Source organism: Amycolatopsis halotolerans (genome assembly GCF_042647905.1).
Lineage (GTDB): Bacteria > Actinomycetota > Actinomycetes > Mycobacteriales > Pseudonocardiaceae > Amycolatopsis > Amycolatopsis halotolerans.
In genome coordinates, this window is sequence record NZ_JBHRWI010000005.1 from 22,391 (window position 1) to 47,956 (window position 25,566).

Annotated in this window: 30 protein-coding genes; 10 read left to right on the forward strand and 20 right to left on the reverse strand. The window is 68.3% G+C overall.

Features of this window, described 5'->3' with window-relative positions; all coding sequences use genetic code 11:
* Positions 1-64 precede the first annotated feature (64 nt).
* A complete protein-coding gene (locus tag ACFORO_RS04800; protein WP_377871909.1) occupies positions 65-895 on the forward strand; it encodes a phosphotransferase in 831 nt (276 codons plus the stop codon).
* On the opposite strand, the gene ACFORO_RS04805 is transcribed toward ACFORO_RS04800, so the two are convergent.
* Positions 888-1,625, reverse strand: a complete 738-nt coding sequence (locus tag ACFORO_RS04805; RefSeq protein WP_377871910.1) for an alpha/beta fold hydrolase — start codon at positions 1,623-1,625, stop codon at positions 888-890. The genes ACFORO_RS04800 and ACFORO_RS04805 overlap by 8 nt on opposite strands.
* A 50-nt stretch (positions 1,626-1,675) precedes the next feature.
* Here ACFORO_RS04805 and ACFORO_RS04810 point away from each other — a divergent pair, with 50 nt between their 5' ends.
* Complete coding sequence (locus tag ACFORO_RS04810; protein ID WP_377871912.1) at positions 1,676-2,200, forward strand: GNAT family N-acetyltransferase; 525 nt, start codon at positions 1,676-1,678, stop codon at positions 2,198-2,200.
* Positions 2,201-2,662: 462 nt separating this feature from the next.
* On the opposite strand, the gene ACFORO_RS04815 is transcribed toward ACFORO_RS04810, so the two are convergent.
* Both ACFORO_RS04815 and ACFORO_RS04820 read right to left on the reverse strand, forming a co-directional pair.
* Entirely contained in the window at positions 2,663-2,968 is a 306-nt protein-coding gene (locus ACFORO_RS04815) for a hypothetical protein (RefSeq protein ID WP_370934697.1), read from the reverse strand.
* 211 nt (positions 2,969-3,179) lie between these two features.
* Positions 3,180-4,304, reverse strand: a complete 1,125-nt coding sequence (locus ACFORO_RS04820; protein WP_354747269.1) for an alkaline phosphatase family protein — start codon at positions 4,302-4,304, stop codon at positions 3,180-3,182.
* Between the two features lie 45 nt (positions 4,305-4,349).
* On the opposite strand from ACFORO_RS04820, the gene ACFORO_RS04825 reads away from it, so the two are divergent.
* Entirely contained in the window at positions 4,350-4,553 is a 204-nt protein-coding gene (locus ACFORO_RS04825) for an FmdB family zinc ribbon protein (protein ID WP_078870550.1), read from the forward strand.
* A 66-nt stretch (positions 4,554-4,619) separates the two neighbouring features.
* On the opposite strand, the gene ACFORO_RS04830 is transcribed toward ACFORO_RS04825, so the two are convergent.
* Positions 4,620-5,732, reverse strand: coding sequence for a trans-sulfuration enzyme family protein (locus tag ACFORO_RS04830; protein ID WP_377871913.1), 1,113 nt, complete (start codon positions 5,730-5,732; stop codon positions 4,620-4,622).
* Between the two features lie 59 nt (positions 5,733-5,791).
* Between ACFORO_RS04830 and ACFORO_RS04835 the strand changes: the two genes are divergently transcribed.
* Positions 5,792-6,307, forward strand: coding sequence for an Lrp/AsnC family transcriptional regulator (locus ACFORO_RS04835; protein ID WP_354747275.1), 516 nt, complete (start codon positions 5,792-5,794; stop codon positions 6,305-6,307).
* A gap of 63 nt (positions 6,308-6,370) precedes the next feature.
* Here the strand turns inward: ACFORO_RS04835 and ACFORO_RS04840 are convergent, their stop codons facing one another.
* A complete protein-coding gene (locus tag ACFORO_RS04840) occupies positions 6,371-6,784 on the reverse strand; it encodes a winged helix-turn-helix transcriptional regulator (protein ID WP_377896489.1) in 414 nt (137 codons plus the stop codon).
* Between the two features lie 140 nt (positions 6,785-6,924).
* Here ACFORO_RS04840 and ACFORO_RS04845 point away from each other — a divergent pair, with 140 nt between their 5' ends.
* On the forward strand, positions 6,925-7,878 hold the full coding sequence (locus ACFORO_RS04845) for a superoxide dismutase (RefSeq protein WP_377871916.1): 954 nt from the start codon (positions 6,925-6,927) through the stop codon (positions 7,876-7,878).
* Positions 7,879-7,905: 27 nt separating this feature from the next.
* Positions 7,906-8,340 carry a GNAT family N-acetyltransferase gene (locus ACFORO_RS04850; protein WP_377871917.1) on the forward strand — a complete coding sequence of 145 codons (435 nt, stop codon included), beginning with the start codon at positions 7,906-7,908 and terminating at the stop codon, positions 8,338-8,340.
* On the opposite strand, the gene ACFORO_RS04855 is transcribed toward ACFORO_RS04850, so the two are convergent.
* The 7 genes from ACFORO_RS04855 to ACFORO_RS04885 all read right to left on the reverse strand — a co-directional run bounded on the left by ACFORO_RS04855 (position 8,334) and on the right by ACFORO_RS04885 (position 15,629).
* A complete protein-coding gene (locus tag ACFORO_RS04855) occupies positions 8,334-10,100 on the reverse strand; it encodes a 3-hydroxyacyl-CoA dehydrogenase family protein (protein ID WP_377871918.1) in 1,767 nt (588 codons plus the stop codon). The genes ACFORO_RS04850 and ACFORO_RS04855 overlap by 7 nt on opposite strands.
* Before the next feature lie 116 nt (positions 10,101-10,216).
* On the reverse strand, positions 10,217-10,903 hold the full coding sequence (gene dhaM / locus ACFORO_RS04860) for a dihydroxyacetone kinase phosphoryl donor subunit DhaM (protein ID WP_354747283.1): 687 nt from the start codon (positions 10,901-10,903) through the stop codon (positions 10,217-10,219).
* Complete coding sequence (gene dhaL, locus ACFORO_RS04865; protein WP_377871919.1) at positions 10,900-11,523, reverse strand: dihydroxyacetone kinase subunit DhaL; 624 nt, start codon at positions 11,521-11,523, stop codon at positions 10,900-10,902. Before dhaL ends, dhaM begins: the two co-directional genes overlap by 4 nt.
* The gene (gene dhaK, locus ACFORO_RS04870) at positions 11,523-12,524 is read right to left on the reverse strand and encodes a dihydroxyacetone kinase subunit DhaK (RefSeq protein WP_377871920.1); all 1,002 of its coding nucleotides are present in this window, start codon (positions 12,522-12,524) and stop codon (positions 11,523-11,525) included. Before dhaK ends, dhaL begins: the two co-directional genes overlap by 1 nt.
* Before the next feature lie 78 nt (positions 12,525-12,602).
* Entirely contained in the window at positions 12,603-13,598 is a 996-nt protein-coding gene (locus tag ACFORO_RS04875) for a hypothetical protein (protein ID WP_377871922.1), read from the reverse strand.
* 47 nt (positions 13,599-13,645) lie between these two features.
* Positions 13,646-13,921 carry a hypothetical protein gene (locus tag ACFORO_RS04880; protein ID WP_377871923.1) on the reverse strand — a complete coding sequence of 92 codons (276 nt, stop codon included), beginning with the start codon at positions 13,919-13,921 and terminating at the stop codon, positions 13,646-13,648.
* A gap of 10 nt (positions 13,922-13,931) precedes the next feature.
* Complete coding sequence (locus tag ACFORO_RS04885; RefSeq protein ID WP_377871924.1) at positions 13,932-15,629, reverse strand: sodium:solute symporter family protein; 1,698 nt, start codon at positions 15,627-15,629, stop codon at positions 13,932-13,934.
* A 286-nt stretch (positions 15,630-15,915) separates the two neighbouring features.
* On the opposite strand from ACFORO_RS04885, the gene ACFORO_RS04890 reads away from it, so the two are divergent.
* Positions 15,916-16,332: a hypothetical protein gene (locus ACFORO_RS04890; protein WP_377871925.1), complete on the forward strand. Its 417-nt coding sequence runs from the start codon at positions 15,916-15,918 to the stop codon at positions 16,330-16,332.
* 16 nt (positions 16,333-16,348) lie between these two features.
* Here ACFORO_RS04890 and ACFORO_RS04895 read toward each other — a convergent pair whose 3' ends face one another.
* Entirely contained in the window at positions 16,349-17,065 is a 717-nt protein-coding gene (locus ACFORO_RS04895; RefSeq protein ID WP_377871926.1) for a TetR/AcrR family transcriptional regulator, read from the reverse strand.
* An 89-nt stretch (positions 17,066-17,154) separates the two neighbouring features.
* Here ACFORO_RS04895 and ACFORO_RS04900 point away from each other — a divergent pair, with 89 nt between their 5' ends.
* The gene (locus ACFORO_RS04900) at positions 17,155-17,739 is read left to right on the forward strand and encodes a flavodoxin family protein (RefSeq protein ID WP_377871927.1); all 585 of its coding nucleotides are present in this window, start codon (positions 17,155-17,157) and stop codon (positions 17,737-17,739) included.
* Between the two features lie 6 nt (positions 17,740-17,745).
* On the opposite strand, the gene nucS is transcribed toward ACFORO_RS04900, so the two are convergent.
* A complete protein-coding gene (gene nucS / locus ACFORO_RS04905; protein ID WP_354747301.1) occupies positions 17,746-18,405 on the reverse strand; it encodes an endonuclease NucS in 660 nt (219 codons plus the stop codon).
* Positions 18,406-18,507: 102 nt separating this feature from the next.
* On the opposite strand from nucS, the gene ACFORO_RS04910 reads away from it, so the two are divergent.
* On the forward strand, positions 18,508-19,047 hold the full coding sequence (locus tag ACFORO_RS04910) for an NUDIX domain-containing protein (protein ID WP_446681610.1): 540 nt from the start codon (positions 18,508-18,510) through the stop codon (positions 19,045-19,047).
* 175 nt (positions 19,048-19,222) lie between these two features.
* Here ACFORO_RS04910 and ACFORO_RS04915 read toward each other — a convergent pair whose 3' ends face one another.
* Positions 19,223-19,996, reverse strand: a complete 774-nt coding sequence (locus ACFORO_RS04915) for an enoyl-CoA hydratase-related protein (protein ID WP_377871928.1) — start codon at positions 19,994-19,996, stop codon at positions 19,223-19,225.
* Positions 19,969-20,967 carry a GlxA family transcriptional regulator gene (locus ACFORO_RS04920; protein WP_377871929.1) on the reverse strand — a complete coding sequence of 333 codons (999 nt, stop codon included), beginning with the start codon at positions 20,965-20,967 and terminating at the stop codon, positions 19,969-19,971. The genes ACFORO_RS04915 and ACFORO_RS04920 overlap by 28 nt, the downstream gene beginning before the upstream one ends.
* 72 nt (positions 20,968-21,039) lie before the next feature.
* On the opposite strand from ACFORO_RS04920, the gene ACFORO_RS04925 reads away from it, so the two are divergent.
* Complete coding sequence (locus ACFORO_RS04925) at positions 21,040-21,597, forward strand: cysteine hydrolase family protein (RefSeq protein ID WP_377871930.1); 558 nt, start codon at positions 21,040-21,042, stop codon at positions 21,595-21,597.
* Positions 21,598-21,913: 316 nt separating this feature from the next.
* Here the strand turns inward: ACFORO_RS04925 and ACFORO_RS04930 are convergent, their stop codons facing one another.
* From ACFORO_RS04930 to ACFORO_RS04945, 4 genes are all read right to left on the reverse strand, one after another.
* Positions 21,914-23,935 (reverse strand): protein meaA, encoded by a 2,022-nt coding sequence (locus ACFORO_RS04930; protein ID WP_377871931.1) that lies wholly within the window; start codon positions 23,933-23,935, stop codon positions 21,914-21,916.
* Between the two features lie 50 nt (positions 23,936-23,985).
* Entirely contained in the window at positions 23,986-24,303 is a 318-nt protein-coding gene (locus ACFORO_RS04935) for a DUF6191 domain-containing protein (protein ID WP_344271494.1), read from the reverse strand.
* A 2-nt stretch (positions 24,304-24,305) separates the two neighbouring features.
* Positions 24,306-24,839 (reverse strand): hypothetical protein, encoded by a 534-nt coding sequence (locus ACFORO_RS04940; protein ID WP_377871932.1) that lies wholly within the window; start codon positions 24,837-24,839, stop codon positions 24,306-24,308.
* Positions 24,840-24,935: 96 nt separating this feature from the next.
* Positions 24,936-25,481: a hypothetical protein gene (locus ACFORO_RS04945; protein ID WP_377871933.1), complete on the reverse strand. Its 546-nt coding sequence runs from the start codon at positions 25,479-25,481 to the stop codon at positions 24,936-24,938.
* Positions 25,482-25,566 lie beyond the last annotated feature (85 nt).

Here is a 25,566-nt window from a genome sequence, read left to right on the forward strand (position 1 = left end):
GCGGTCAAGGGGATCGTAGCCCTCGGTACCGACAGTCGCTCGCACCGGCTGGTTAGATCACCGCATGACCGACCCGTACCGCGCCGCGGCGGTCTCTTCCGCGCTCGTAGTCGGCCGCCGGTTCGGCCTCCCGGCCGATGCCGCCGAGGTGCTGCACGAGCGCTCGAACGTGCTGGTGAGGATGGGTCCGGTCGTGGCGAGAGTCCCGGCCACCACCCGGCTGCTGCGGCCGGACGCGACCGCCTGGCTCGAGCGGGACGTCGCCCTTTCGGCCTACCTCACCGAACGTGGTGTGCGCGTCGTCTCACCGGCCGCGGATCCCCCGGCCGGACCGCATTTCGCCGAGGGTCTGCCGGTCACGCTCTGGCACTGGACCCCGCACGATCCGGACCATCGGCACGGGCCGGACGGGACCGCCGGATCGCTCGCCCGGGTCCACGCCGCCTTGCGCGATTACCCGGGCGAACTGCCCTCCCGCGGCCCGGTCGACGAGCTGCTGGACACCGTCACCCGCAACGGTTCGCTGCTGGACGGCTTCGCCGACCGGATCCGCGCGGAGACCGAACGACTCGCGGAGCTGCTTCCGTCCGGCCAGGTCCAGGCCCTGCACGGCGACGCGCACCCCGGCAACCTCATCGAGACCGCCGAGGGCCCGTGCTGGCTCGACTTCGAGGACACCTGGCGCGGACCACTCGAATGGGACCTGGCGATCCTCGCTCGGCAAGGCGGGCCGGAGTACCTCGCCGCGTACCCGGGCGAAGCGGACGAAGCCGTTCTCGCGACGTGTACGCAGCTTCGCTCGCTCTTCGCGGTGGCGTGGCGCTTCTTGATCGCACAGCGTTTCCCACACCGCCTCGCCGAAGCGCGCGCCGCAGCGGTTGAGTACTTCAGCTGACCCAGCCGAGGATCGCTTCGACCACGCCAGCTGGGTCCTCCAGCGGCGTCAGGTGCCCGACGCCGGGCAGGACCGCGAGAGTCGCGTCAGGCAGCGCTTCGACCATGGTGTTGGCGGCGTCGAGCGGCGTGATCGCGTCGCGCTCCCCCACGATGACGAGCGCCGGTACGTCGGTTTCGCGCAGCAGGTCAACAGAATCGGGCCGGTTGCGCATCGCCCGCGCGGCCCAGGCGACTCCGGACGGCGGCTGCGCGTCGATCAACTCGCGCACGCGCGCGAGGAGGTCGGCGGACGCGGTGTCGGCGAGAAGGTTTGGCAGGTTCGCGTCGGCCAGCCAGTCTTTGACGCCCTCGGCCTCCGCTCGGTTCGCGACGTCGAGCCTGGTCTGCGCGGCTTCGGGAGTGTCCGCGGTGGCTTTGGTGTCGATGAGGACCAGTCCCCCGACGCGCTCGGGAGCCAGCCGCAGGACGGCCAGCGCGAGGTAGCCGCCCATCGAACAGCCGCCGAGAACCACCTGGTCGAGTTCGAGCTTGTCGAGCAGCGCGACGACATCCCGGGCCGCGTCGGCGAGATCCGGTTCGGCCTCGCTCTCCGGCAACGGGCTTCGGCCGAGCCCGCGCTGGTCGGGCGTGATGACCCGGAAGCGTTCCGCGAGCGGCGCGCGGACCGGGTCCCACATGCGGGCGTCGAGCGGGAAGGCGTGCAGGAGCACCAACGGCAGTTCGGTCATGGCGGAGATTGTCGTCTTTATTGCTTCGGTTTTTGTCGTACCCCGTAGTTATGGTCGGGGGCGTGACAGAGATCGTGACGGAAAGGCTGGTGCTGCGGCACTTCGTGGAGACCGATCGGCAGGCAGTGGTGGAGATCCAGAGCGACCCGGAGACGAACCGGTACAACCCGCGTCCGCCGGACACCGCGACCACCCTGGTGATGTTCGACAGCTGGCTCGAGCACTGGGCGGAGTTCGGCTACGGATACCTGGCGGTCCGGGAGCGGGGCAGGCCGGAATCCGCCGACGGGTCGGACGTGATCGGCATGGCCGGAGTGCGCAACCGGGAGTTCCGGGGCGAGAAGGTGCTGAACCTGGCGTACCGCTTCCGGCCGTCGGCGTGGGGGAAGGGTTACGCGGCGGAGGCGGCGCGGGCGTCGGTGGAGTGGGCGGAACGGGAGATCCCGGCGATTCCGGTGCTGATCAGTGTGGCGGTGACCAATACGCCGTCGTTGCGGGTGGTGGAGAAGCTGGGGTTCACGGAGTACGTGGAGGAGGAGTACGACGGGGCGATCTCACGACATTTTCGACGGTGATGGGGTTTCGGGAGGTGAAGGGGTTCGGCGGGACTAGCGTTCGACCGTGACGGGACTTCCGCGGTAACAGGCGTGCGGCCGCATCGAGGTTCGGTGGTAGCGGGATCTCAGCGGTCGCGCGGATGTCCGGAGACGACAGGTCTCCGCGGTGACGAGTCTTCGACCGTTACGGACGCTTGGCCACAGCGGGCATTCGGCGATGCTGGGCGTTCGGCCGTGACGGGACTTCCGCGGTAACAGGCGTGCGGCCGCATCGAGGTTCGGTGGTAGCGGGATCTCAGCGGTCGCGCGGATGTCCGGAGACGACGGGTCCCCGCGGTGACGAGCGTTCGGCCGTTACCGACGCTTGGCCGCAACGGGCGTTCGGCGGTGATGGGCGTTCGGCCGCCCGAGTCAACCGCGATGCGGTCCGGCGGTGCCGGGCGCGGCGGAAGGAAGCTCGTTCGCGGTAACGGCTTCTCCTCACCAACGCCGGTTCGGCCGACGCCGGGCCCGAGCCTCCCAGCAGGGGCGATGCCAATGCCGACGATCCGCGACGCCGCCGGTCTCGTCCGCGGGCCAGACGACCAGGTGCGGGACACCGGGTCGGATCTCGTGGTCGCAGCCGGGGCAGCGGTAGGTCTTGGCGGCTTGCGAGCCGGGAACGGTGCGCACCAGCCAGTCCCCGTCGGGACCGGATTCGCTGCGGGCCCAGCCGCTGACCGCACCGGCGTCCGGCCGCTCGCCGGAAGCGGGACGGCCTCGGCCAGGTCGATTGCGTCTGGGCACGCAGCCACGGTAACCGGGGGTCGGCGGGGCGGCTCACCAGGTGGGACCTGCGCGGTCCCGAATGAACAGTTCCTGGTGAGCGGCGCGTCCGGATCACATAGTTCCTGGTGAGCGGCGCGTCCGGACCGCCCGGTGACCGCACTGGCCGTCACGCGCGTCAACTCCGCGATCACCCGCACGGCCGCACGCCAAGCCAAGCCGCCGAGCGAAATCAGCCGCGCGCGATCGCCAGCGGAACCAGCTGCTCCGCCGACGTCAGCGAGCCATGTTGGCCCACCAGGTTCGACTCCACCGCCTCGGCCAGTTCGCGCACCATCCCGAACGTTCCGGTCGCCGCCGCGACGACGTCGCCGATGCGCGGGCGTACCCGGTCGCTCACCGCGGCACCGAACCAGCCTGCCGCGATTGCCTCTTCGCGCGGCAGGACCCAAGCCCGCGAACCCAGCACCGAACGCCACGCGGCCACGACATCCGCCGTCGCGCCGGGTTCCGTGTAGACGTGCCGCGCGCGGACTTCGCCGCCGAAAGTGCGGACGCCCGCCAGCAGTTCCGGGGTGTCCTCCAGGTTCAGTTTCTCCTCGACGGTCACCATTCCGTGGTCCGCCACCACCGCCAGCACCGCACCGGCGGGCAGTCCGTCCACAATGGACTCCACCAAGCGGTCGACGTGGCGGAGTTGCATGCGCCACGCGGTCGAGCCGGGGCCGTAGAGGTGGCCAAGCAGGTCCAATTCACTGTGGTAGGCATAGCAAAACGACCGGGAAGACAGCACGTCCAAGGTCCGCGCGGCCAAGTCGCCCAGTGCGTGGACACCGGCGTATCGGGCACCGCTCTGGGTCGCTTGAGTCAGGGCCGTGTTGGCGAAATGCGCCGAGGACACCACTGCGGCTTCGATCCCGGCGGCAGCGGCGCGTTCGAAGGTCGTCGGCAGGGGTTGGACTTCGCGGGGCGGCAGGGTGCCTCGCAGGTCGCTGCCGTCTTCGTGGGAGCGCCAGCGCAGGGCGTTCATGACACCCGCGCCTGGGACCTCGAAGGTGTAGCCGACCATGCCGTGCTCGCCGGACGCCAAACCGGTGCCGATCGCGGCGACGCCGGCGGCGGTAGTCGACGGGAAGCCGACTCGCAGGGGGCTGCTGGCCAATTCAGTGAGGACGGGGGCGTCCGCGGCGTGCTGGGCGAGCAGTTCCCAGCCAAGACCGTCGATGAGGAGCACGCAGGCGCTGCGGGCTTCGGGCAACGCCAGGCCGCCGTCTTCGCCCGGCACGCCCAGCGCGCCGAGCAGGGCGGGAACGACCTGGCCTAGGTGCGGAACATCCGCGTACTGGGGCACATCCACCCGGACAGCTTCCCACCAACGCGGCCCGCCAGCGATAATCACGGCATGCCCACCTACGCCTATCGTTGCCGCGACTGCACCGAGACGTTCGAACTCCAGCGCCCGATGGCCGAGTCGAGCGCGCCTGCCCCCTGCCCCGAGGGGCACACGGACACGGTCAAGCTGCTCACGACCGTCGCGCTCACGGGCTCGGCGTCCGCACCGGCCCCGGCTGGCGGAGGGTGCTGCGGAGGCGGTTGCTGCAGCTGATCGGTACCGAGTCCGGCCGCGGCACCCGCCGTCAAAACCGACGGCGGACGCCGCGACGGCGACTGATCAACAACCCTTAAGAGCCTGATCCAGATCAAGCCACAAGTCCTCGACATCCTCCAGCCCGGCCGAAAGCCGCAGCAAGCCGTGTGTGATGCCGGAGCCGGTACGGTCGTCCTCGGCGACGATTCGGTGCGTCAGGGAAGCCGGGTGCTGGATCAGCGTGTCGACGCTGCCCAGGCTTACCGCGGGCGTGATCAGCCGGACAGCGCCGATCACCGCGTGCGGGTCGCCAGTCACCTCGAAGGCCACCAGCGGGCCGCCCAGTTTCGGGTAGTGCACGGCGCTCACCGACGGGTGCGAGGCTAGCCGCGAGGCCAGGTCGGCGGCGGTCTCCGAAGCGGCCTTGACGCGCAGCGGGAGCGTCGACAGGCCTCGCAGCAACAGGTATCCGGCGAGCGGGTGCAGCACGCCACCGGTGGCGAAGCGCAGGGAACGCAGGCGCGCGGCTTCCTCCGCGTCGCAGGCCACGATGCCGCCCATGACGTCGCCGTGGCCGCCCAAGAACTTCGTCGCGCTGTGCAGCACCATGCGGGCGCCCAGGCGGCCGGGGCGTTGCAGGACGGGCGTCGCGAAGGTGTTGTCGACCAGGACCGGGACGTCGCCGCACGCCTCAGTCAGGGTGGCGATGTCCAGTTCGCTCAAGGTCGGGTTCGCGGGCGTTTCAACGAAAACCAGGCCGGTGTCGGGGCGCAATGCCTCGGCGACATCTTCGGGGGCGGTCCAGGTGACCTCGGTGCCCAGGAGGCCGGTGGTCAGCAAGTGATCAGTGCAGCCGTACAGCGGGCGGACGCCGACGATGTGGCGTTTTCCTTGCGACACCGCGGAAAGCAGGCACGCCGATACCGCCGCCATGCCGCTGGCGAAAGCCACGGCGTGGTCGAAGCCTTCGAGTTCCGCGAGCGCCTGCTCGAACCGTTCGACGGTCGGGTTGCCGATCCGGCCGTAGATGCCGGTGACGTTCCCGCCCGCGGCGAACTCGTCGATCCGGCGGGCCTCCTCGGCGCTGTCGCGCGCGGGGTAGGTCGTGGAGAAGTCGAGCGGGGCGGCGTGCAGGCCGAGGTCGGCGAGATCGTCGCGACCGGCGTGGACGGCTCGGGTGCGCAGGGCGGAAGTCATGGCAGTCACGTTCGGACAAGCAACGGCAGCAAAGCAACAATCTCGGATAAGATTCAGCGGTGAGCGAGACTGTCGAACTCAGTCCGGTTGATCTTGAGATTCTGCGGGTGCTGCAGAACGATGCCCGGACGTCGAACAAGGAGCTCGCGGCCGCGGTCGGGCTCGCGCCGTCGACCTGCCTGGACCGGGTGGCCCGGCTCCGGGAGACCGGCGTGATCACCGGCCAGCACGCCAAAGTCGACGCGGCGAAAGTGGGGCGTCCGCTGGAGGCGTTCCTGTTCGTGCAGGTCCGGCCGCATCGACGGCCGCTGGTGGAGCAGTTCGTGGAACACCTGTTGGCACTGCCGGAAATCCGCGCGGTCTACCACCTGACCGGGCCGGACGACTTCCTCGCGCACGTCGCCACTACCTCGGCCGCGGAGTTGCAACGGCTGGTGCTGGACGAGCTCACCTCCCGCGACGAGGTCGCCCGCGTGCACACGAACCTCGTGTTCCAGCAGTGGCAAGGCGGCCCGCTGCTGCCGCCGGACGGTGAACCCGCCCAAGGCGCGCGCATCCGCCAGCGCAACCGATGAGCTGCACAGGCGCGGGTATTCGAATTACGCGCGTCGGACGTAGCCGCGGAGCCTTCGGACTGCTCAGCCGGACGGCGAAGCGCGGTTGTCGTACTCCTCGCGGGCATCGAGGACCTCGCTCAGGTGCAGCACCGACCATTCCGTGAGCGCCTTCAGAGGCGCCCGCAGCGACTCGCCCAGCGGAGTCAGCGCGTACTCCACGCGCACCGGCACGGTCGGATACACCGTTCGCCGGACTATGCCGTCGCGTTCGAGGGCGCGCAGCGTCTGGGTGAGCATCTTCTCGCTCACTCCCGACAACCGGTTGCGCAGCTGGGTGAACCGGCACGGCCCTTGTTTGCCGAGTTCGCCGAGCACGAGGATCGACCACTTGTCGCCGATCCGGTCGAGCAGGTCGCGGGACGGGCATCCGCGCACATACGGATCCCACGAGGATGTCGTCCCGGTCACGGCCTTGGCGGTTGCCACAGCGCTCACCTCACTGCTTTCCCATGGGTGGCTACCTTACCAAAAAGTGGCTACTTCCCCTTGGGAAGCGGCCGGGCCATCGTGGACCGCAACGCCGCGGGAGGCCCGCGGCGGGAAGTCCTTGCCACCACCGGAAAGGTGCTCACACGATGTCCCCCCGCACCGCGCTGCTCGCTCTCACCGCGATATCCACCGCCATGACCGCCTTCGCGTTTCCCGCCACGGCCGCAACCCGTGGGGGCGGCCTCGCCACGATCATCATCAACGGCGCCAACGCCTATCCCGAAAGCATCGCGACCGACAACCGCTACGTCTACACCGGCAGCATCGCCGACGGGACCGTCTACTGCGGGCGCCTCGGGTCGAAGACGCTCGATCCCTTCCTGCCCGCCGGTCGCGACGGCCGCACCGAGGTCGCCGGGATCAAGATCAGCGGCAATCGCCTGGTGGTCGCCGGCGCCTTCACCGGACGCTTGTTCACCTACACCAGCACCGGGGAACTCGTTGCCAGCTACAGCGTCCCCGACTCGGGGGAGAAGACCCTCGTGAACGACGAAGCCATCGCATCCAACGGCGACGTCTACGTCACCGACTCGTTCCGCCCCGTGCTCTACCGGATCCCGGCCGCCGAGGTGCACGGCCCGGTCACCGGTGCCCACCGAACCCTGCAAGCGGCCTATCGCCTGCCGGACTACGTGGCCGGCCAGTCCAACGGCAACGGCATCGTCGCCACCCCCGACGGAAAGTCGCTGATCATCGGCTACTGGTACAGCGGCGCGCTCTACCGGCTCACCCTCGCGACCGGCGAAATCCGCAAGATCACCGCGCCGCCTCTGCCCAGTGCCGACGGCATGGTGCTGCGAGGGAACACCCTGGACATCGCACGCTCCGTGAACAACGAGATCACCACTGTGCGGCTGTCCCGCGATTACACCCAGGCCACCGTCGTCGGCGAACGCACCTACCCGGGGGCCGACACCACCACCGGCGTCGCCGTGAGCGGGGATCGGCTGCTGGTGAGCAACTCGCAGATGAACGGGTACCTGCGCGGCGACCCGCCGGCCAGCCCGGTGTTCACCCTCGAAAGCTTGCCACTGCACTGATTACGCGCGGCAGCGCAAGATGGACGGGTGCAGATCAGCTTCCTGACCGAATCCGACCGCGACGACTGGGAAACTCTCGCCCGCGGCAAAGACACCTACTTCGACGTCGAGCGCACCGACGAAAGTTACGACCGGACCTGGCGCCGCCTGCTCGACGACGACCGGATCCGCGGGGTCGCCGCCAAGCTGGACAGCGCGATGGTCGGCATCGCGCACTACCTGTTCCACGCCAGCATCTGGTACTCCGGAAAGTGCTATCTCGCCGACCTGTTCGTGTCCGAGACCGTCCGGCGCAAGGGAGTCGCGACGGCGTTGATCGAATGGGTCGCCCGCGACGCCGAGGAGCACGGTTTCCCGTCGCTCTACTGGAATACGCTCGAGGACGCCCCGGCCCGCGCGCTTTACGACCGGGTGGGCACATTCCACGACGGCTTCATTCTCTACACGTACAAACGTCAGTAGTCCTTGAAGCCCTTGCCGGTCTTGCGGCCCAATCGTCCGGCCGTCACCAGGTGCTCCAGCAACGGCGCCGGAGCGAAACCTTCTTCGCGGAACTCGTTGAACAGCGTCCGCTCGATCGCCAGCGACACGTCCAGCCCGACCACGTCCAGCAATTCGAACGGGCCCATCGGCAACCCGCAGCCGACCTTCATCGCGGTGTCGATGTCGTCCGCCGACGCGTAATGCGCCTCCAGCATTTTCACCGCGTCGTTGAGATACGGGAAAAGCAATGCGTTCACAATGAATCCAGCCCGGTCGCCGCACTGCACCGGGTGTTTGCCGACCGCCGCGCACACTGCCGTCGCGGTGGCGGTGACGTCCGGGGCAGTCGCGATCGTCGACACCACTTCCACCAGTTTCATCACCGGCGCCGGGTTGAAGAAGTGCAGGCCGACCACGTCGCCGGGCCGCGAGGTCGCCGCCGCGCATTCGATGACCGGCAGCGAGGACGTCGTGGTCGCGAGCACCGCGCCCGGCCGGACGACCTCGTCCAAAGCCGAAAACACCGCCTGCTTAACGGAAAGCTCCTCGGCGACGGCCTCGACCACCAGGTCGACCTCGGCCAGTTCCTCGAACTCCGTCACCGGACGGATCCGGGCGAGCGCGGCGGAAGCGTCCTCTTCGGACAGTTTGCCCTTCACCACGGCCTTGTCGAGCGACTTCTTCACCTTCGCCACCGACGCTTGCGCCTTCTCCGTGCTCCGTGCCCGCAGCACGACGTCAAACCCGCGCTTGGCGAACACTTCCGCGATGCCGGTGGCCATCGTCCCGGTGCCGATCACGCCGACGGAACGCACTTCGCGAGCCGTCGAAGAGTCCACTTCGGACGAAGCGATCGAATCCACCACCACCGGCGAATCCGGCGCGTCGTAGGCGTAAAAACCGTGCCCGCTCTTGCGGCCCAGCTGACCCGCGGTGATCATCTGCTTCAGCAGCGGCGCGGGAGCGTGCAGCCGGTTGCGGGATTGGTGGTACATCGTGTCGAGGATTTCGTACGCGGTGTCCAGCCCGATCAAGTCGAGCAGTGCGAGCGGGCCCATCGGGTAGCCGCAGCCGAATCGCATTGCCGCGTCAAGATCTTCGCGGGTGGCGTAGCGCTGCTCGTACATCCGCACCGCGTGGTTGAGATAGCCGAACAGCAGCGCGTTCGCGATGAACCCGGCCCGGTCGCCCATCACCACCGGCGATTTGCCCAGCCGCTGCGCGAATTCCACGACGTCGGACACCACGTCCGGCTCCGTCACCACCGTGCGCACGACCTCGACCAGCTTCAACACCGGAGCCGGGTTGAAGAAGTGCATCCCGACGACCTTGCCCGGCCGCGCGGTGTGCACGCCGATCTCGGTGATGGACAGCGACGACGTGTTGGACGCGAACACCACGTCCGGCCGCGTGACCTGGTCCAACTGGGTGAACACCTCGGCCTTCGCCGCGAGGTTCTCCGGGATCGCCTCGATCACCAGGTCCACTTCGGACAGATCGGCGAGCGAGGTGGTGGCGCGGATCCGGCCCAGCAGCGCCTCCCGGCCCGCCTCGTCGAGCTTCCCGCCCGCGAGCGCCCGTTCGGTCGAATGCCGCAGGTGGCCGAGGCCGCGTTCGACGGCCGCCTCGTCCAATTCCACCGCGACCACGTCGAGCCCGCTACGGGCAAGCACCTCCGCGATGCCCGCGCCCATCGTGCCAAGACCGACCACACCGACCGTCGAGATTTCCCGTGCCACAAGGCCTCCAGAGGTTACCCGCTGGTAATTGCCGCTCACTGTGCCACGCGAGACCCTCGAAAGCACATCGGAATCGAGTCAGTCCAGCCGAAGTCACCCGGTCGGAAACCCGCAGGTCACTCCCCGAAGTTCGCCTCCACCAGCTCGGCCACCTTCGCGACCGCCTCGCTCGCCTGCAGTCCGCGGGCCCGCACCACGATCCGGTCGCCCTGCCGCGCACCGAGCGACATCAGCGCCAGCACGCTGTGCGCGTCCGCTTCCTGCTCGCCCAGCCGGACCGACACCTCCGCCTCGAATTCGGCGAGACTGCGCACCACGACCGCGGCTGGACGCGCGTGCAGGCCGACGTCGTTGGTCAGCGTGAATTCCTTCTCCACCACGCCTTCCTCGCCGGTCGCCGAAGCCTCAGTAAAAGCCAGGTCGGGCGCGACGCCGGCACTCGCCGCGGCCTCGCCCACCGCCTTGGCGTTCGCGCCGCCCTGCGCCGCGACGGCCGCCGCCACCGCGCCTTCCACCAGCGGTGCGTCGACGACCACCGCGGCGGATGGGTCGGCCAGCGACTCCACCGCCAGCTCGGCGGTCATCTGCGCGCTGCCGAGGTCGTACAGCAACACCACGCCGTCGCCGGAATCGGCGCGCTGGGTGGCGGCCACGACCTCGTCGTAGTCGGTGCCGATGCCGCCGCCGTCGGGCAGGCCGCCCGCCGGGACGATCCGGACGTCCGGGGCCATCTGGGCGGCCAGTTCGGCCAGTCCTTCGGCCAGTTTCGCGCTGTGCGACACAAGAACGATTCCGACGGTCACCGGGCCGCCTCCGCGAACGCGCGCAGCAGCAGCGCCGTCGAACGAGCGCCCGGGTCCATGTGTCCGACCGCGCGTTCCCCGAGGTACGAGGCGCGGCCCTTGCGCGGCACCAAGTCCACAGTGGACTCCGCACCGCGGTCGGCCCCGTCGGCCGCCGCGGTGAGCACGTCGGCGATCGTGCCGTCGGCAGCGCCTTCAGCCGCGGAGATGGCCGGGATCAGCGCGTCGACCATCGTCGCGTCGCCGCCCACCGCCTTGCCGCGCGCCTGCACGCCCTCCAAAGCCGCGCGCAACGCGTCCAGCAGCAGCGGCACGTCGAGCTCAGCCGCGTCGCCGAGCTTCGCCGACGCGCGCAGGAAAGCCGTGCCGTAAAGCGGTCCGGCCGCGCCGCCGACCTTCGAAATCAGTGTGGTGGCAGCGAGTTTCACCACCCCGGCGGGCGTTTCCGGCACCGCGGTCTCCAGCGCGGAGACGATCGCGGTGAAGCCCCGGCTCAGGTTCTCGCCGTGGTCCGCGTCGCCGATCGCGCGGTCGAGGTCCACCAGTTCGGTGCGGTGCTCGGCGATCACTTCGGCGGCGGCCCGCAACGCGGCCGCGACCCCTTCGGCAGTGCAGGCCATCAGATCCCCCACCGCAGCGCGGGCGTGCGCACCGGCGCGTCCCACAGCTGCGTAAGCTCGTCGTCCAATTTCAGCAGGGTCAGGCTGATGCCCTGCATTTCCAGGCTCGTGATGTACGGCCCGACCAGCCTGCGCTCGACCAGGATGCCGCGCTCGGCCAGCAGCCGCTCGGCGATGCCGTGCGCGAGGTACAGCTCCAATTGCGGCGTGCCGCCCATCGAGTTGGTGAACAGCAGCACCTTGTCGCCGGAGGAGAACGGCAGGTCGGACACCACCGCCTCGACCATCCGGGCGACCAGCGCGTCGGCCGGTTCGGCCGGGATCCGCTCGCGGCCGGGCTCGCCGTGGATGCCGATGCCGAACTCGATCTCGTCCGGGCCGAGGTCGAAACTCGGCTCGCCGGCGTGCGGAACGGTCGGCGCGGACAGCGCCACCCCGATCGACCGGACCTGCCCGATCACCTTACGCGCCAACGCTTCCACCGCGTCCAGCGAATCGCCGCGCTCAGCCGCCGCGCCGGTGATCTTCTCCAGCAGCACAGTTCCGCCGACGCCGCGCCGCCCGGCGGTGAACGTGGAGTCCTTGACCGCCACGTCGTCGTCGATCACGACGCTGCGCACGTCCAGGTCCTCAGCCGCGGCCAGTTCGGCGGCGGTTTCGAAGTTCAGCACGTCGCCGGTGTAGTTCTTCACGATCAGCAGCGCACCGGCCGGCCCGGTGGTGGCGGCGATCGCGCCCTGCACCGCGTCCGGGGTCGGCGAGGTGAACACCGGACCGGGCACCGCGGCGTCGAGCATCCCCGGTCCGACGAACCCGCCGTGCAGCGGTTCGTGCCCGGACCCGCCGCCGGAGACCACCGCGACCTTGCCCGCCACCGGCGCGTCCGCGCGCACGACCAGCGCCGGATCGTCCCGCACGCGCAGCAGGTCCGCGTGCGCGACCGCGAGCCCTCTCAGCGATTCGGCGACAACGGCCGCCGGATCGTTGATGATCTTCTTCATGGCGGACCTCCGGCACCTCGGCGTCGTGGACTGCCCCAACCTATGAGGTCGCCGGGCCCACCGCAAAGCGCCCCCTGGTCACGCCTTGGGCAGTTTCCCGGCCAGCTGCTTGGCCAGCCCGGTGGTCTTGCCGCACGGGTCGTCCTTGTCCGCCTGCGCGTCGGGGTTCGTGTACTCCAGCTGGACAACCTCGACGTGGTCTTCCTTCCACTGCCGGTGCTGCCATTTGACCTGGCAGCTCGACCCGGAGGTGCCCTGCTTCGCGTACGCCTGGTTCGGCGTGCCGACGTCGGCCTTCAGCCAGCCGTCGCCCTCGCTCGGCGCGACGCCGGGGAACATCGTCACCCGAACGCTCGGGATGAGGCCCCAGTCGCACGAGTGCAGCCCGGACGCCCGCGGCGTCCCGCCCTTCACAACACCGTCCACTGCGGTCTGATCGAGCACCGAGCACGGGTCGACGGCCAGCAGCGTGCCCGGGCCTGGCGTGTACTTCTGCGGGTTGTTGTGCAGCTTCTCGACCGCCGTGGCGACGAGTTTGCGACCGGCGGCGCAGGCGTCGCCGCCGGTGTAGTCGATCCGGAAGGACACCCCGAAGGACGGGTTCCGCGCCGTGAGCGCGCTGACCACGCAGCCGGTCCCGCCGCCGAGGTCGGGCACCTCGACCTGCGGCAGCCCGCCGACCGCACCGGTGGTCTTGTCCGAAGCGAACGTCACGATGCCGCCGACCTCGACGCTCGCGCGGATTTCCTTGCCGCCCGGGTCGTTCGCCTTGGCGACGCAGGAGTCGAACTGCGTGCTCGACGCGGTCGCCTCGCCCTGCATCGTGCCGAGCGGGCTCATCGCGGTCTTGTCCACGAACTGGCACGGCAGCAGGTCGCGCAGAACGGCGGGGGCGACCGCGGGATCGGTGATGGGGCCGGACGTCGCGGCGCTGTCCCCGGCGGCGGGGACGGTCGTGCGCGCGAAGTTCTCCTTGCCCAGATTCGGGCCGCCGCACGCGGACATCGCGACCACGCCCGCGGCTGCCAGGGCGGACAACTTCAGGAACCGGCCGAACCGGCGATCGTGCACCACGTCCGGCAACCTAGCCTGCGAGGTTGCCGGACGTGGGAACAACCCGGTTATTCGGCGGGTGACTCTTCCGTCGTTTCCGCGGACGGCGGCACGACCAGCGGCCGCAGCACCGCCCACAGCACGAACAACGCGGTCACCACCAGCAGGCCGATGCCCGACCAGAGGTTGATGTTCACACCGGCGGCTTTCGTCAGATCGGCGTCGCTGGTGAACCCGGCGCCCATGATCGTGAGGATCACGCCGTAGACGCCGAGCAGCAGCGCGATGATCAGCCGGATGTCGAAGGCGCCCGCCTTGTGCGGCCGCGAGGTTTTCTCGGTCATGCGGGCCTCCTCAGAAGATGATGTTGAGGGCGATGGTGATCACGAGGACGATGCCGGCCAGCAGCCCCGGCTTGCGGTACCAGCCCGCGTTCTCGCCGGTGTTGTCGTGCTTCAGCGAATCACGCGGCGTGAGCGAGTAGACCAGGCCGACGAGCTGCGCGTCCGGCTTCGGCTGGGTGGCGAGCGAAACCCCGATGCTGACCACGATGTCGACGACGAACGCGGTGCCCGCGGCCACGAAGCTGGTGCCCTGCCCGGCGAGCGAAAGCACGTCCGCCTGCGACAGTGCCCAGATCGTGACCGCCGACGCGGTACCGGCCACCAGGCCGATCCACCCGGCGGCCGGGGTCATCCGCTTCCAGAACATGCCGAGGATGAACGTGGCGAACAGCGGCGCGTTGAAGAACGAGAACAGGTCCTGCAGGTAGGTCAGGATGTTCGCGGACTGCGACGCGACGAACGCGGTGCCGATGGCCAGGATCGTCGCGACGACCGTGGTCTTGCGGCCCAGGTTCAGGTAGTAGCCGTCCGGCTTGTCCTTCTTGAAGTACGTCTGCCAGATGTCGTACGTGAACACGGTGTTGAACGAGCTGAGGTTCGCCGCCATGCCCGCCATGAACGACGCGAGCAGACCGGCGATCGCGATGCCGAGGATGCCGTTGGGCAGCAGGTCGCGCATCAGCAGCAGGAGCGCGTTGTTCGCGGTGACCCCGCTCGTGGCCGGTTTGTCGGCGAGCAGAAGTCCCTTGTCCTGCAAGTACTCCGGCACCACGACGCCGGCGATCATGCCCGGGATGATGACGATGAAGGGCACCAGCATCTTCGGGAACGCACCGATGATCGGCGTGCGCCGCGCGGCCGACATGCTCTTCGACGCCATCGCACGCTGGACCTCGACGAAGTTCGTCGTCCAGTACCCGAAGGACAGCACGAACCCGAGGCCGAACACGATGCCGAGGACGGACAGGAAGTTGTTGCCGAAGCCGGTCAGGTTGTCGCCCGGCCAGGAGTGCAGCTGCGCGGTGCCGCCGGGGCTGTGCGTGATCTTGTCGACCAGGCCCTGCCAGCCGCCGACCTTGACCAGGCCGACGATGGTGAGCGGCAGCAGCGCCACGACGATCACGAAGAACTGCAGCACCTCGTTGTAGATCGCGGCGGACAGCCCGCCCAGCGCGGTGTACCCGAGCACGATGGCGGCGGCGATGACGATCGACAGCCACAGCGGCCAGCCCAGCAGCAGGTTCACGACGCTGGCCAGCAGGAACAGGTTCGCGCCCGCGATGAGGATCTGCGCCGCGGCGAAACTGATGCCGTTGACGAGGTGCGCGGTCGGCCCGAACCGGCGGCGCATGAACTCGGGCACGCTGCGGACCTTGGAGCCGTAGTAGAACGGCATCATCACCAGGCCGAGGAACAGCATCGCCGGGATGGCGCCGATCCAGAAGTAATGGACCGTCGGCAGGCCGTAGAGGACGCCGTTGGCGGACATCCCCATGACCTCGACCGCGCCGAGGTTCGCGGAAATGAACGCCAGGCCGGTGACCCACGCGGGCAGCGACCGGCCGGAAAGCAGGAAGTCGAGACTGCTCGACACCTGCCTTCGGGCGAGAGCGCCGATACCGAGCACCAGGACGAAATAGAACGCCAACTCGATGTAGTCGATCGGACTCGCGTCGAGCCGCAAGTTCGCGTCGGCGAGGAACGGCACCCTGCCACCTCCGAATCAAACATTCTCACACAGAAAACACCATCGTTCCTGTCAGACCGGCACAGTACTGCATGGATTCCGAACAGGCACCCCGACACCGCGGTTTTTCACCAACCTGCCGCTGACCTGTGCATTCCGCGTGCCCGGAAGCACCCGTGTTGAGTCCTGTCGCTTCGCCGGGCAACCACTCACCACGGGGACAGATTCACCCGATCCAGGAGTGTTCCCGCCGCACTGCCCCTAAGCTCCGGGCACCGTCGGCGCCCCCGGAAAGGAACTCGCCGCGATGACCGGCCCCACGATCCCCATGCCCGGACGGCTCCGCGCCGCGCTCGCGCTCGCGTTCCTGCAAGTGCTCATGAACGGCGTGTTAGCCGCGTCCGCCCAACTGCAGATCGCCACGCAGCGAAGCGACGGCGAGGAGCCGTTCTCTCTCCTGTACGCGATGATGTGCCTGTGGTACGTCTTCGCCGCGGGCCTGATGGTGTCCTGGATCGCGATCCTGTTCGGCTACGACTGGGGCCGATGGTCGCTGCTGGCGTTCGAAGCGCTGTCCACGATCGGCGGTTTGGCGGGCGGCAGCCTGGCGGCAGCGGCGGGTTTGGTGCTGGCCGGGTTGGTGGTGACGACTCTGTTCCGGGAACCGGTGACGGCGTGGTTCGCGGCGAAGACTGCTCAGCGCCGAGCGAGTTCGACGATCTGACGCATCCCGTCCGGCGTTATCGGCTGGCCTCGTTGAGCCGAGCGAGCCATTCGCGCAGCAGACCGGCTTCGGAGACGCTGAAGCCCGCGTCGGTCACCGGGTCGACGTCTTTGGCGGGGGTGACGATCCCGAGCAATGCCTGCGCACGGTCGGCGATCGGAGAACTCTCGCCAGGTGCTTTCTGCTCGGTCAACGCGTTGAGCACGATGTCGCGCAACGGCCGGATCAACTCGACCTCCCGCGCTTCTTCCGGCTGCGCCAGCAGGAGCAGAACCGCGCCGGTCGTGGACGCCTCGATGGCCACCGCGGCCGCCTCGACCGAGGCCCGGAGCAGGCCTTGCGCGTTGGCGCGTTCGAGCATGCCGCGCAGGATGGCCCGGTTTTCCGCGGCCGCCGCGGGTTGCCGGCCCGGCCGGACGCTTCCGTACATCAGCGTGTAGATCGCGGGGTTGGCCAGCCCGAACGCGACGTGCACGTCCCAGCCGCGGCGCAGGTCGTCGATCGGGTCGTCGGCGGGTTCGAAGGCGCGTTTTTCCGCGAGGTAGCTCTCGAAACCGAAGGTGGCCACGGCGTCGAGCAGCCCGTCCTTGTCCGCGAAAAGCCGGTACAGCGTGGGTGTTTGCACTCCGGCCGCCGTCGCGACGGCTCGGGTGGACAGCCCGGACGGTCCGGCCGCGGCCAGCAATTTCACCGCTTCGCCCAGGATGCGCCCGCGCTGGTCCTCCACTGCCATGTGCCGACGATAACAGATTCCTGTTGACGTTGACACTGACGCTGTCACGGTAATAGCGTTATCAACGTCAACACCGAAAGGATCCGCTCATGTCTTCTGTGCACGTCGCCATCGCCTACTACTCCGGATACGGGCACACGCTCGAGATCGCGAAGGCCGTCGGCGACGGTGTCGAATCAGTGCCCGGGACTCGCGTCGACCTGGTCGACGTAGCCGAAATGACCGACGCGAAGTGGGAAACCCTCGACGCCGCCGACGCGATCATCTTCGGCACCCCGACCTACATGGGGTCGGCGTCCGGGGCGTTCCACGCGTTCGCCGAGGCGACCTCGAAGCGCTGGATGACCCAGCGCTGGCTGGACAAACTCGCGTCCGGGTTCACCAACTCCGGATCGATGAGCGGCGACAAACTGCACACGCTGCAGTACCTCGCACTGCTCGCCGCGCAGCACGGCATGCACTGGGTCAGCCTCGGCCTGATGCCCGGCTGGAACACCACCACCAGCAGCGAACACGACGACAACCGGCTCGGCTTCTACCTCGGCGCGGGCGCGCAAACGTGGAACGACCAGGGCCCGGACGCCGTCCACGCCGCGGACCTCACCACGGCGCACCACCTCGGAGCGCGGGTCGCGACCCAGGCCCTGCGGTATCAGCAGCCGATCGCTTCCTGACCGCAGTCAGAACAGTCGGAACTCGTCGGAATCCGTGCCGCGCAACGCGTCGTAATCCAAGACCAAGCAGCGGATCCCGCGGTCCTCGGCGAGGACGCGCGCCTGCGGCTTGATCACCTGCGCCGCGAACACGCCCTGCACCGGGGCGAGCAGCGGGTCGCGGTTAAGGAGTTCGAGGTATCGGGTCAACTGCTCGACACCGTCGATTTCGCCGCGGCGTTTGATTTCCACCGCGACCGAACCGCCGTTGGCGTCGCGGGCCATGATGTCGACCGGGCCGATCGCGGTCGGGTATTCGCGGCGGACCAGGGTGTAGCCGTCGCCGAGGGTTTTGATGTGCTCGGCGAGCAGTTCCTGCAGGTGCGCTTCCACGCCGTCCTTCTGCAGGCCCGGGTCCACGCCGAGTTCGTGCTTCGAATCGTGCATGATCTCGGCGAGCGTGATGACGAGTTTCTCGCCCGCCTTGTTCTGGACCGTCCAGACGTCCGGGTCCTCGATCAGCCAGCACGGCGGCGACATCCAGTTCAGCGGCTTGTACGAGCCGCCGTCGGAGTGCACGAGCACCGAACCGTCGGCCTTCACCATCAGGACGCGGTTGGCCATCGGGAGATGCGCGGTCAGCCTGCCGACGTAGTCGACCTGGCACCGGGCGACGACGAGCCTCATCGGATCCGCCCCGCACGGAGCGGGCTGGCGAAACCGGCCTGGGAAGAGGGGAGCACGAGACGCACCCGCCGAGGGTAGGACAGTCTCGGTGATACTGGCGAGGTGGACCCCATTCAGCGTGTCGCGACCCGCGAGGTGTATCGGAACAACTGGATGACGGTGCGGGAGGACGCCATCCGCCGCGCCGACGGCAGCGACGGCATCTACGGCGTCGTCGACAAACCGACCTACGCACTGGTCATCCCGCTCGACGGCGACCGGATGCACCTGGTCGAGCAGTTCCGGTACCCGCTCGGGATGCGGCGGTGGGAATTCCCGCAGGGCACCGCGCCCGACCTCGCCGAGACCCCGCCCGCCGAGCTGGCCCAGCGGGAACTGCGGGAGGAGACCGGGTTGCGGGCGTCGGCGTTCACCGAACTGGGAATGCTCGACGTCGCACCCGGTCTGACCAGCCAACGCGGGCATGTCTATCTCGCGACCGGCCTTACCGAGGGCGCGCCGGAACGGGAACTGGAGGAACAGGACATGCGGACGGCGTGGTTCAGCCGGCCCGAGGTGGAGAAGATGATCTCCACCGGGGAAATCTCGGACGCGCAGTCGGTGGCGGCGTACACGTTGTTGCTGCTGCACGAACGCCGCTGACCGCCTTCGCGGCACCGGGCCGCCGACGCCGCTGCTGCCCCAATGCCACATTGGGTGCGTCAGATGCACCCAATGTGGCGTTCGGTGCACCCCACGCACCCAATGTGGCGTTCGGTGCGTCAGACGCACCCAATGCCACATTGGGGCGGCACGAAACCGAGTCCAGGGCGCGGAATCAATCCGTCCAGTCGGGCTTGCGCTTCTCCAGGAACGCCGCCATCCCCTCACGCGCCCCCGGCAGTTGCGAAGCCGACGCCATCACCTCCACGGCGATCGCGTACGCGTCGGCTTCCGGGCGGTCCAGCTGGGCGTACAGAGTCTGCTTCCCCATCGCCTTGCTGGCCCGGCTGCCGCGAGTCGCGCGGCCGAGCAGTTCCGCGACCGCCTCGTCCAGGGCGTCATCCGGAACGACGCGGTTGACCAATCCCCAGTCCAGCGCCGTCGCCGCGTCGACCACGTCGCCGGTCAAAGCCAGCTCCATCAGGCGTTTCCGCCCGATCGCGCGCGCCACCGGCACCGCAGGCGTGTGGCAGAACCAACCACCCTTGCCGCCCGGCAGCGCGAACCCCGAAGACTCCGCCGCGACCGCCAAATCACAGGAGGCCACCAGCTGACACCCCGCAGCGGTCGCCAGTCCGTGCACCCGCGCGACCACCACCTGCGGCACCGATTCCATCGTCCGCATGAGCGTCGTGCAGAGGGTGAGCAGCTCGCGCACCCCCATGAGGTCACGTGCGGCGACGTCGCCGAAGTCGTGTCCAGCGGAGAACACCGGCCCCGCCGCCGCCAGCACGATGCCGGTCGCGTCGGACTCGCCCGCCTCACGGAACGCGGCGAGCAACTCGCCGAGATGCTCGGCGGACAGCGAATTGCGCCGCGCCGCGCGGTTCATCGTGATGGTGACCGTGTCGCCGTCCCGCTTTACGAGGATGTGCTCGTACTCGCCCATGCCCCGACCGTAACCCCGACCGACGGGATGCGGAAAGTGCGCCGATAGGAATCCGGCCCGACTCCCACCTCCGCCCGCAACCGGCGTCGCAGGTTCGCGGCGCTGCCGAGCCCCGCCCGCTCAGCCACTCGAGCGACCGGCAGATCCGTGGTCTCGAGGAGCCGCTGCGCATGCTGCACCCGCTGGACGAGCAACCATCGCCCAGGCGTACTGCCAGTAGCGGCAGCGAACTCGCGATGAAAAGTCCGGGGACTCATCCCCGCATGCTCCACCAGATCCGGCACGCTGATCTCGTCGGCAAGCCGAGTCATCGCCCAGTCCATTGTGGACGCTATCCCCGGCCGCGAAGCATTGGCAGGCAAGGGAGCCTCCGCATACTGCCGCTGCCCGCCTTCCCGAACCGGCGGCATGACCAGACGGCGAGCAAGCCGCGCAGCAACATCCGCCCCGTGATCACGACGAACCAGATGCAGGCAAAGATCAAGGCCACCCACGACGCCCGCAGACGTAAGCACGCCGTCCTGCTCGGTGTACAACACGTCACGCCGAAGCTCCGCCGCCGGCGCGGCTATCGCGAGCGCGTCGAGATCGCGCCAATGCGTAGTAGCAGGCCGCCCGTCAAGCAGCCCCGCAGCAGCGAGCGTGAACGCCCCAGAACAAAGCCCGGCGACCGTCGCCCCACCACGATGAACCCGCCGAAGCGCGCCCCGCGCAGCGGCAGTCACCTCGGCCAACGGATCGTCGCGTCCCGGCGCAAGAATCAGATCGCACTCGTCCAGCCCGGAAAGACCATGCGTCGCAACAACTTCCCCAAACGGCGACACCCGCGTCCGTCCCCGCCCAGGCGCACACACGCGCACCGTGAACGGACCGATCCCACTGTCGGTGCGGTCCTGAGCCCACACCTCCGCGATCACCGCCAGGTCGAACATCCGGCTGCCCGGCAGGAGCAGCACCCCGATCGTGCGCATGGCAGAAAAGTACCGCATCGCGCCTCTTATGCCACTCCCCTTCGGCGCGATCTCGCGACCACAATCAAGCTCATGACCACCGCACTGCTGCTGATCGACGTCCAACAAGGCTTCGACGACGCCGAGTTCTGGGGCCCACGCAACCACCCCGACGCCGAAGCGAACATCCAAGCGCTGTTGCAGTCTTGGCAGGATCGGCGCGACCCAGTCGTGCTAGTCCACCACGACTCCATCAAACCCGATTCGCCCCTACGCCCCGGCCAGCCAGGCAACGACTTCAAGCCCGAACTAGCCAACGCCCGCCCAGACCTGGTCTTCGGCAAGAAGGTGAACTCCGCCTTCCTGGGCGACGTCGACCTGGACGCCTGGTTCAAGACCCGAGGCATCACCAGCTTCGTCCTGGCCGGAATCCAAACCAACTTCTGCTGCGAAACCACCGCCCGCATGGGCGGAAACCTAGGCTACGACGTAACTTTCGCCCTGGACGCCACGTTCACCTTCGCCTTGGAAGGCCCAGACGGCACCACCCTGACCGCAGACGAACTGACCCGGGCAACCGCGACAAACCTCCACGGCGGCGGCTTCGCAACAGTGAAATCCACCAAGGAAATCCTGTCCGCCATTCCGTGAGGGGAACCCTCACGGACTCAGAGTCCCTCAGGGTTCCCCTCACGACCCGCCATTTGTCCGTGAAGGGCTCCTTGAAGGAATCTAATTCCCTCAAGGAGCCCTTCACGGACAAACTCGCCAACCGCAGCCGATACGCCCAACCAGCGAGGCACCCACCCCACCCCCGCACCCCGATACGAAGCCAAAAACGCGGCGCGGGAGTGCTTGTCAAGGCATCTTTCCCGCCTTGACAAGCACTCCCGCGCCGCAGTCACAATCAGCTTCGGGGTGCCCCACGCAACCGTAGGCGCAATGTCGCCGCCAGGCGACGAGCCGCTTAAGAACCCAACCCGTGCCGCTCCCGAACCAACTCCACAATCCCAGCCATAATGTCAGTCAGCTCATAATCCTTAGGCGTAAACACCCGAGCAATCCCCCGCTCAGTCAACAAAGCAGCATCATCAGGCGGAATAATCCCACCCACGATAACCGGAATATCCCCAGCCCCAGCAGCCCGCAGCCCGTCAACCACCAACGGCACGACCTCGAGGTGAGAGCCGGACAACACCGAAAGCCCGACCACGTGCACCCCTTCCTGCACAGCAGCCGCGACAATCTGATCCGGAGTCAACCGAATCCCCTGGTAGATAACCTCAAACCCCACATCCCGAGCCCGAACAGCAACCTGCTCAGCCCCATTGGAATGCCCATCCAACCCAGGCTTCCCCACAAGAATCCGCAGCCGCTCGCCCATCTCGGATTCAGTACGACGAACCAGTTCACGGACCCGCTCTAGCTCCGGATCCCCCTGCCCAACAGCTGAAGCAGCAGAAACCCCAGTAGGCGCCCGGTACTCCCCGAACACCTCCCGCAGAGCTCCAGCCCACTCCCCAGTAGTCACCCCAGCCCGAGCACAATCCACAGTGGCTTCAAACAAATTGTCCGAGGTAGCAGCTCTGGACTTCAACGCAGCAAGAGAAGCAGCAACAGCAGTGTTATCCCGCTCCTCCCGCCACTTCTCCACCGCAGCAACCGCAGCCTTCTCCACTGCGGGATCAATAGTTTCGATCGCCTGAGCCCCCTCCGCCTGCAACGGCGACGGCTCAGTCGTCTCGAACTTATTCACCCCGACAAGAACCCGCTCCCCGCTTTCCATCCCTCGCCGATATTCGGCAAGAGACGAAACGAGCTGCGACTTCATATACCCACTCTCGACCGCGGCCACCGCACCGCCGAGATCCTGTACCCGGGCGATCTCCTCCCGGGCCCCAGCCACGATCTCGTCCACTTTGGACTCAACAACCCGCGACCCGTCGAAAATGTCCTCGTACTCCAGCAGATCCGTCTCGAACGCGAGCACCTGCTGCATCCGCAACGCCCACTGCTGATCCCACGGCCGCGGCAACCCCAGCGCCTCATTCCAAGCAGGCAGCTGAATCGCCCGAGCCCGCGAGCCCCGCGACAACGACACCGCCAGCATCTCCAGCACGATCCGCTGGACGTTGTTCTCCGGCTGCGCCTCAGTCAGCCCGAGCGAGTTCACCTGCACGCCGTACCGCAACCGCCGTGCTTTCGGGTTCTCGACGCCGTAGCGCTCGCGCGTCAGCTCGTCCCACAGCTGCGTGAACGCGCGCATCTTGCACATCTCTTCAACGAACCGGACGCCCGCGTTGACGAAGAACGAGATCCGCGCGACGACCTTCTCCATGTCGGCCTGGTCGACCTGGCCGGAGTCGCGCACCGCGTCCAGCACGGCGATCGCGGTGCACAGCGCGTACGCGACCTCCTGCGTCGGCGTCGCGCCCGCTTCCTGCAGGTGGTAGCTGCAGATGTTGATCGGGTTCCACTTCGGCACGTGGTGCACGGTCCACGCGATCATGTCGGTGATCAGCCGGAGACTCGGCCCGGGCGGGAAAATGTAGGTGCCGCGGGACAGGTACTCCTTGATGATGTCGTTCTGCGTGGTGCCGGTGAGCTTGGCCAGCACCTCGTCGACGTCGCGGCCCTCGGCTTCGGCCTGTTCGCGGGCCACCGAAACGTACAGCGCGAGCAGCCACATCGCGGGCGCGTTGATGGTCATCGAGGTGTTCGCCTCGGCGAGCGGGATGCCGTCGAACAGCTGCCGCATGTCGCCGATGTGCGACACCGGGACGCCGACCTTGCCGACCTCGCCGCGGGCGAGCACGTGGTCCGGGTCGTAGCCGGTCTGCGTCGGAAGATCGAAGGCGACCGACAGCCCGGTCTGCCCCTTGGCGAGGTTCCGCCGGTACAGCTCGTTCGACGCGGCGGCGGACGAATGACCCGCATAGGTGCGCATCACCCAGGGCCGGTCGCGCTCGTGGTCGGTGGGGTACGGCACGGTGCACCTCTCTTCGCCGAGACGACCGCCCGAGTGTACCCGCCGGTAACTTAATCGGCGGAGTGGAATCGGCCACGCCCGGGTGACGCGCCGGGCCGGACGACCACTACCCCGCGGTCAAGGTCGACGGTACCCAGCGGCGGCGCTCCCTGCGCTTCCTCCTCGAGGGTCATCTCGACCGAATCGCGGTGTTCGAGCTCGTTGCGCTTGGTGCCGTAGAGGAACGCGGTGACCTCGTCGAGGTATGTCGAGGACAGCCGCGCCTTGAGCCGGGACGGCTTCTTCTTCCGCCGCAGTTCCCAGCCGCCGACGATCAGCAGCACGATGGTGGCGACCGGCAGCGAGAGACCCAGCAAGGTCAGCAGCATGGTTAGCCAACGGCCGGGGCGCGCGGAGCGTTCCGGGCGATCAACTCGGCGACCCGGGCGGCGTCCGGGACGGCCATCAGCTCCGGCAGGATCGGATACCAGGCGGGCCGGGAGCGGAAGCCCTGGTCGCGCAGCCACTCGGAGGCGGTGGGGTGAAAGTCGATCGTCCCGGTGCCGTCGCCGTGGTCGCGCACCCGCGGCGGCCGGAGGTCGGCGAGCCGGATCCAGCGGAACTCGATGCCAGGCGGCGATTCCGACACGAAGATCAGCCTGCGGTCGGTGACCAGGTAGGTCGTCACGGCGATGAAGGCGCGACGCTCGCGGTTGCGCTCGTGCCCGGTTGCGACGGCCAGGACGAACACGACGACCCAGCCGATCATGACCCAGTAATTCAGGCTCAGGATCGTGGTCAGCCCCGCGGTGAAGAAGATCAGGATCCCCACCGTGAGGTAGTAGTGATAGTCGCGGTAGCGCCGCAGGTAGCGCTGCGGCCGCCCGGACCAGAGCAGTTGTTCCCCTTCGACCAGCGGATACATAGCGCCCTCCTCGCTCCCGAAGAGTGCACGCCGTCCCGTTCGCCCGGGTTGCCCGATCGGCCGGAATTAACCGGCATCGCGGAGACCCGGCACGTCCTACCCAGCGGCCGGGGTGCGCGGAGCGTTCCGGGCGATCAACTCGGCGACATGCTCCGGATCCTCGATCGCGACCAGTTCGGGCACCATCGTCGTGAGCAACGACCGCGCCTGGAACTTCTGGGCGCGCAGCCGCACCCGCACAGGTGCCCCGAAGCCGACCGTGCCGGTGCCGTCACCGTGGTCACGAACCCGCGGGGTGGCCAGGTCGGGAAGCCACACCCAGCGGAACTCGATGCCGCCCGGACGGTCGGCGACGAAGACGATCCGGCGGTCCGTCACCAGGTAGGTCAGCACCCCGAACAGCACCCTCCGCTGCCGGTTCTGTTCGGCGATCAGCGCGATCGCCAGGACGAAGAAGCTCGGCCACAAGCTGAACGTGACGGGATCGACGTCGAACATCACGATGCCGACGATGCCGGTCGCGACGATCGTTCCGAAGCCCACCGCAACTCCGACGTAATTGTGATAGTCCGCGTACCGGCGCACGTAGCGCTGCGGCCGCCCGGACCAGAGCAGTTGTTCTCCTTCAGCCAGTGGATACACAGCGCCCTCCTCGATCCCGAAGAGTGCACGCCGTCCGGTTCGCCCGGGTTGCCCGGCAGACCGGAACCAGTGTGACGGAAATCCG

Coding starts and splice junctions, on each gene's coding strand:
- ACFORO_RS04800 (WP_377871909.1), top strand. CDS start 65: ATGACCGACCCGTACCGCGCCGCGGCGGTCTCTTCCGCGCTCGTAGTC.
- ACFORO_RS04805 (WP_377871910.1), bottom strand. CDS start 1,625: ATGACCGAACTGCCGTTGGTGCTCCTGCACGCCTTCCCGCTCGACGCC.
- ACFORO_RS04810 (WP_377871912.1), top strand. CDS start 1,676: ATGGTCGGGGGCGTGACAGAGATCGTGACGGAAAGGCTGGTGCTGCGG.
- ACFORO_RS04825 (WP_078870550.1), top strand. CDS start 4,350: ATGCCCACCTACGCCTATCGTTGCCGCGACTGCACCGAGACGTTCGAA.
- ACFORO_RS04830 (WP_377871913.1), bottom strand. CDS start 5,732: ATGACTTCCGCCCTGCGCACCCGAGCCGTCCACGCCGGTCGCGACGAT.
- ACFORO_RS04845 (WP_377871916.1), top strand. CDS start 6,925: ATGTCCCCCCGCACCGCGCTGCTCGCTCTCACCGCGATATCCACCGCC.
- dhaL (WP_377871919.1), bottom strand. CDS start 11,523: ATGGCCTGCACTGCCGAAGGGGTCGCGGCCGCGTTGCGGGCCGCCGCC.
- dhaK (WP_377871920.1), bottom strand. CDS start 12,524: ATGAAGAAGATCATCAACGATCCGGCGGCCGTTGTCGCCGAATCGCTG.
- ACFORO_RS04880 (WP_377871923.1), bottom strand. CDS start 13,921: ATGACCGAGAAAACCTCGCGGCCGCACAAGGCGGGCGCCTTCGACATC.
- ACFORO_RS04890 (WP_377871925.1), top strand. CDS start 15,916: ATGACCGGCCCCACGATCCCCATGCCCGGACGGCTCCGCGCCGCGCTC.
- ACFORO_RS04895 (WP_377871926.1), bottom strand. CDS start 17,065: ATGGCAGTGGAGGACCAGCGCGGGCGCATCCTGGGCGAAGCGGTGAAA.
- ACFORO_RS04900 (WP_377871927.1), top strand. CDS start 17,155: ATGTCTTCTGTGCACGTCGCCATCGCCTACTACTCCGGATACGGGCAC.
- nucS (WP_354747301.1), bottom strand. CDS start 18,405: ATGAGGCTCGTCGTCGCCCGGTGCCAGGTCGACTACGTCGGCAGGCTG.
- ACFORO_RS04915 (WP_377871928.1), bottom strand. CDS start 19,996: ATGGGCGAGTACGAGCACATCCTCGTAAAGCGGGACGGCGACACGGTC.
- ACFORO_RS04920 (WP_377871929.1), bottom strand. CDS start 20,967: ATGCGCACGATCGGGGTGCTGCTCCTGCCGGGCAGCCGGATGTTCGAC.
- ACFORO_RS04925 (WP_377871930.1), top strand. CDS start 21,040: ATGACCACCGCACTGCTGCTGATCGACGTCCAACAAGGCTTCGACGAC.
- ACFORO_RS04935 (WP_344271494.1), bottom strand. CDS start 24,303: ATGCTGCTGACCTTGCTGGGTCTCTCGCTGCCGGTCGCCACCATCGTG.
- ACFORO_RS04940 (WP_377871932.1), bottom strand. CDS start 24,839: ATGTATCCGCTGGTCGAAGGGGAACAACTGCTCTGGTCCGGGCGGCCG.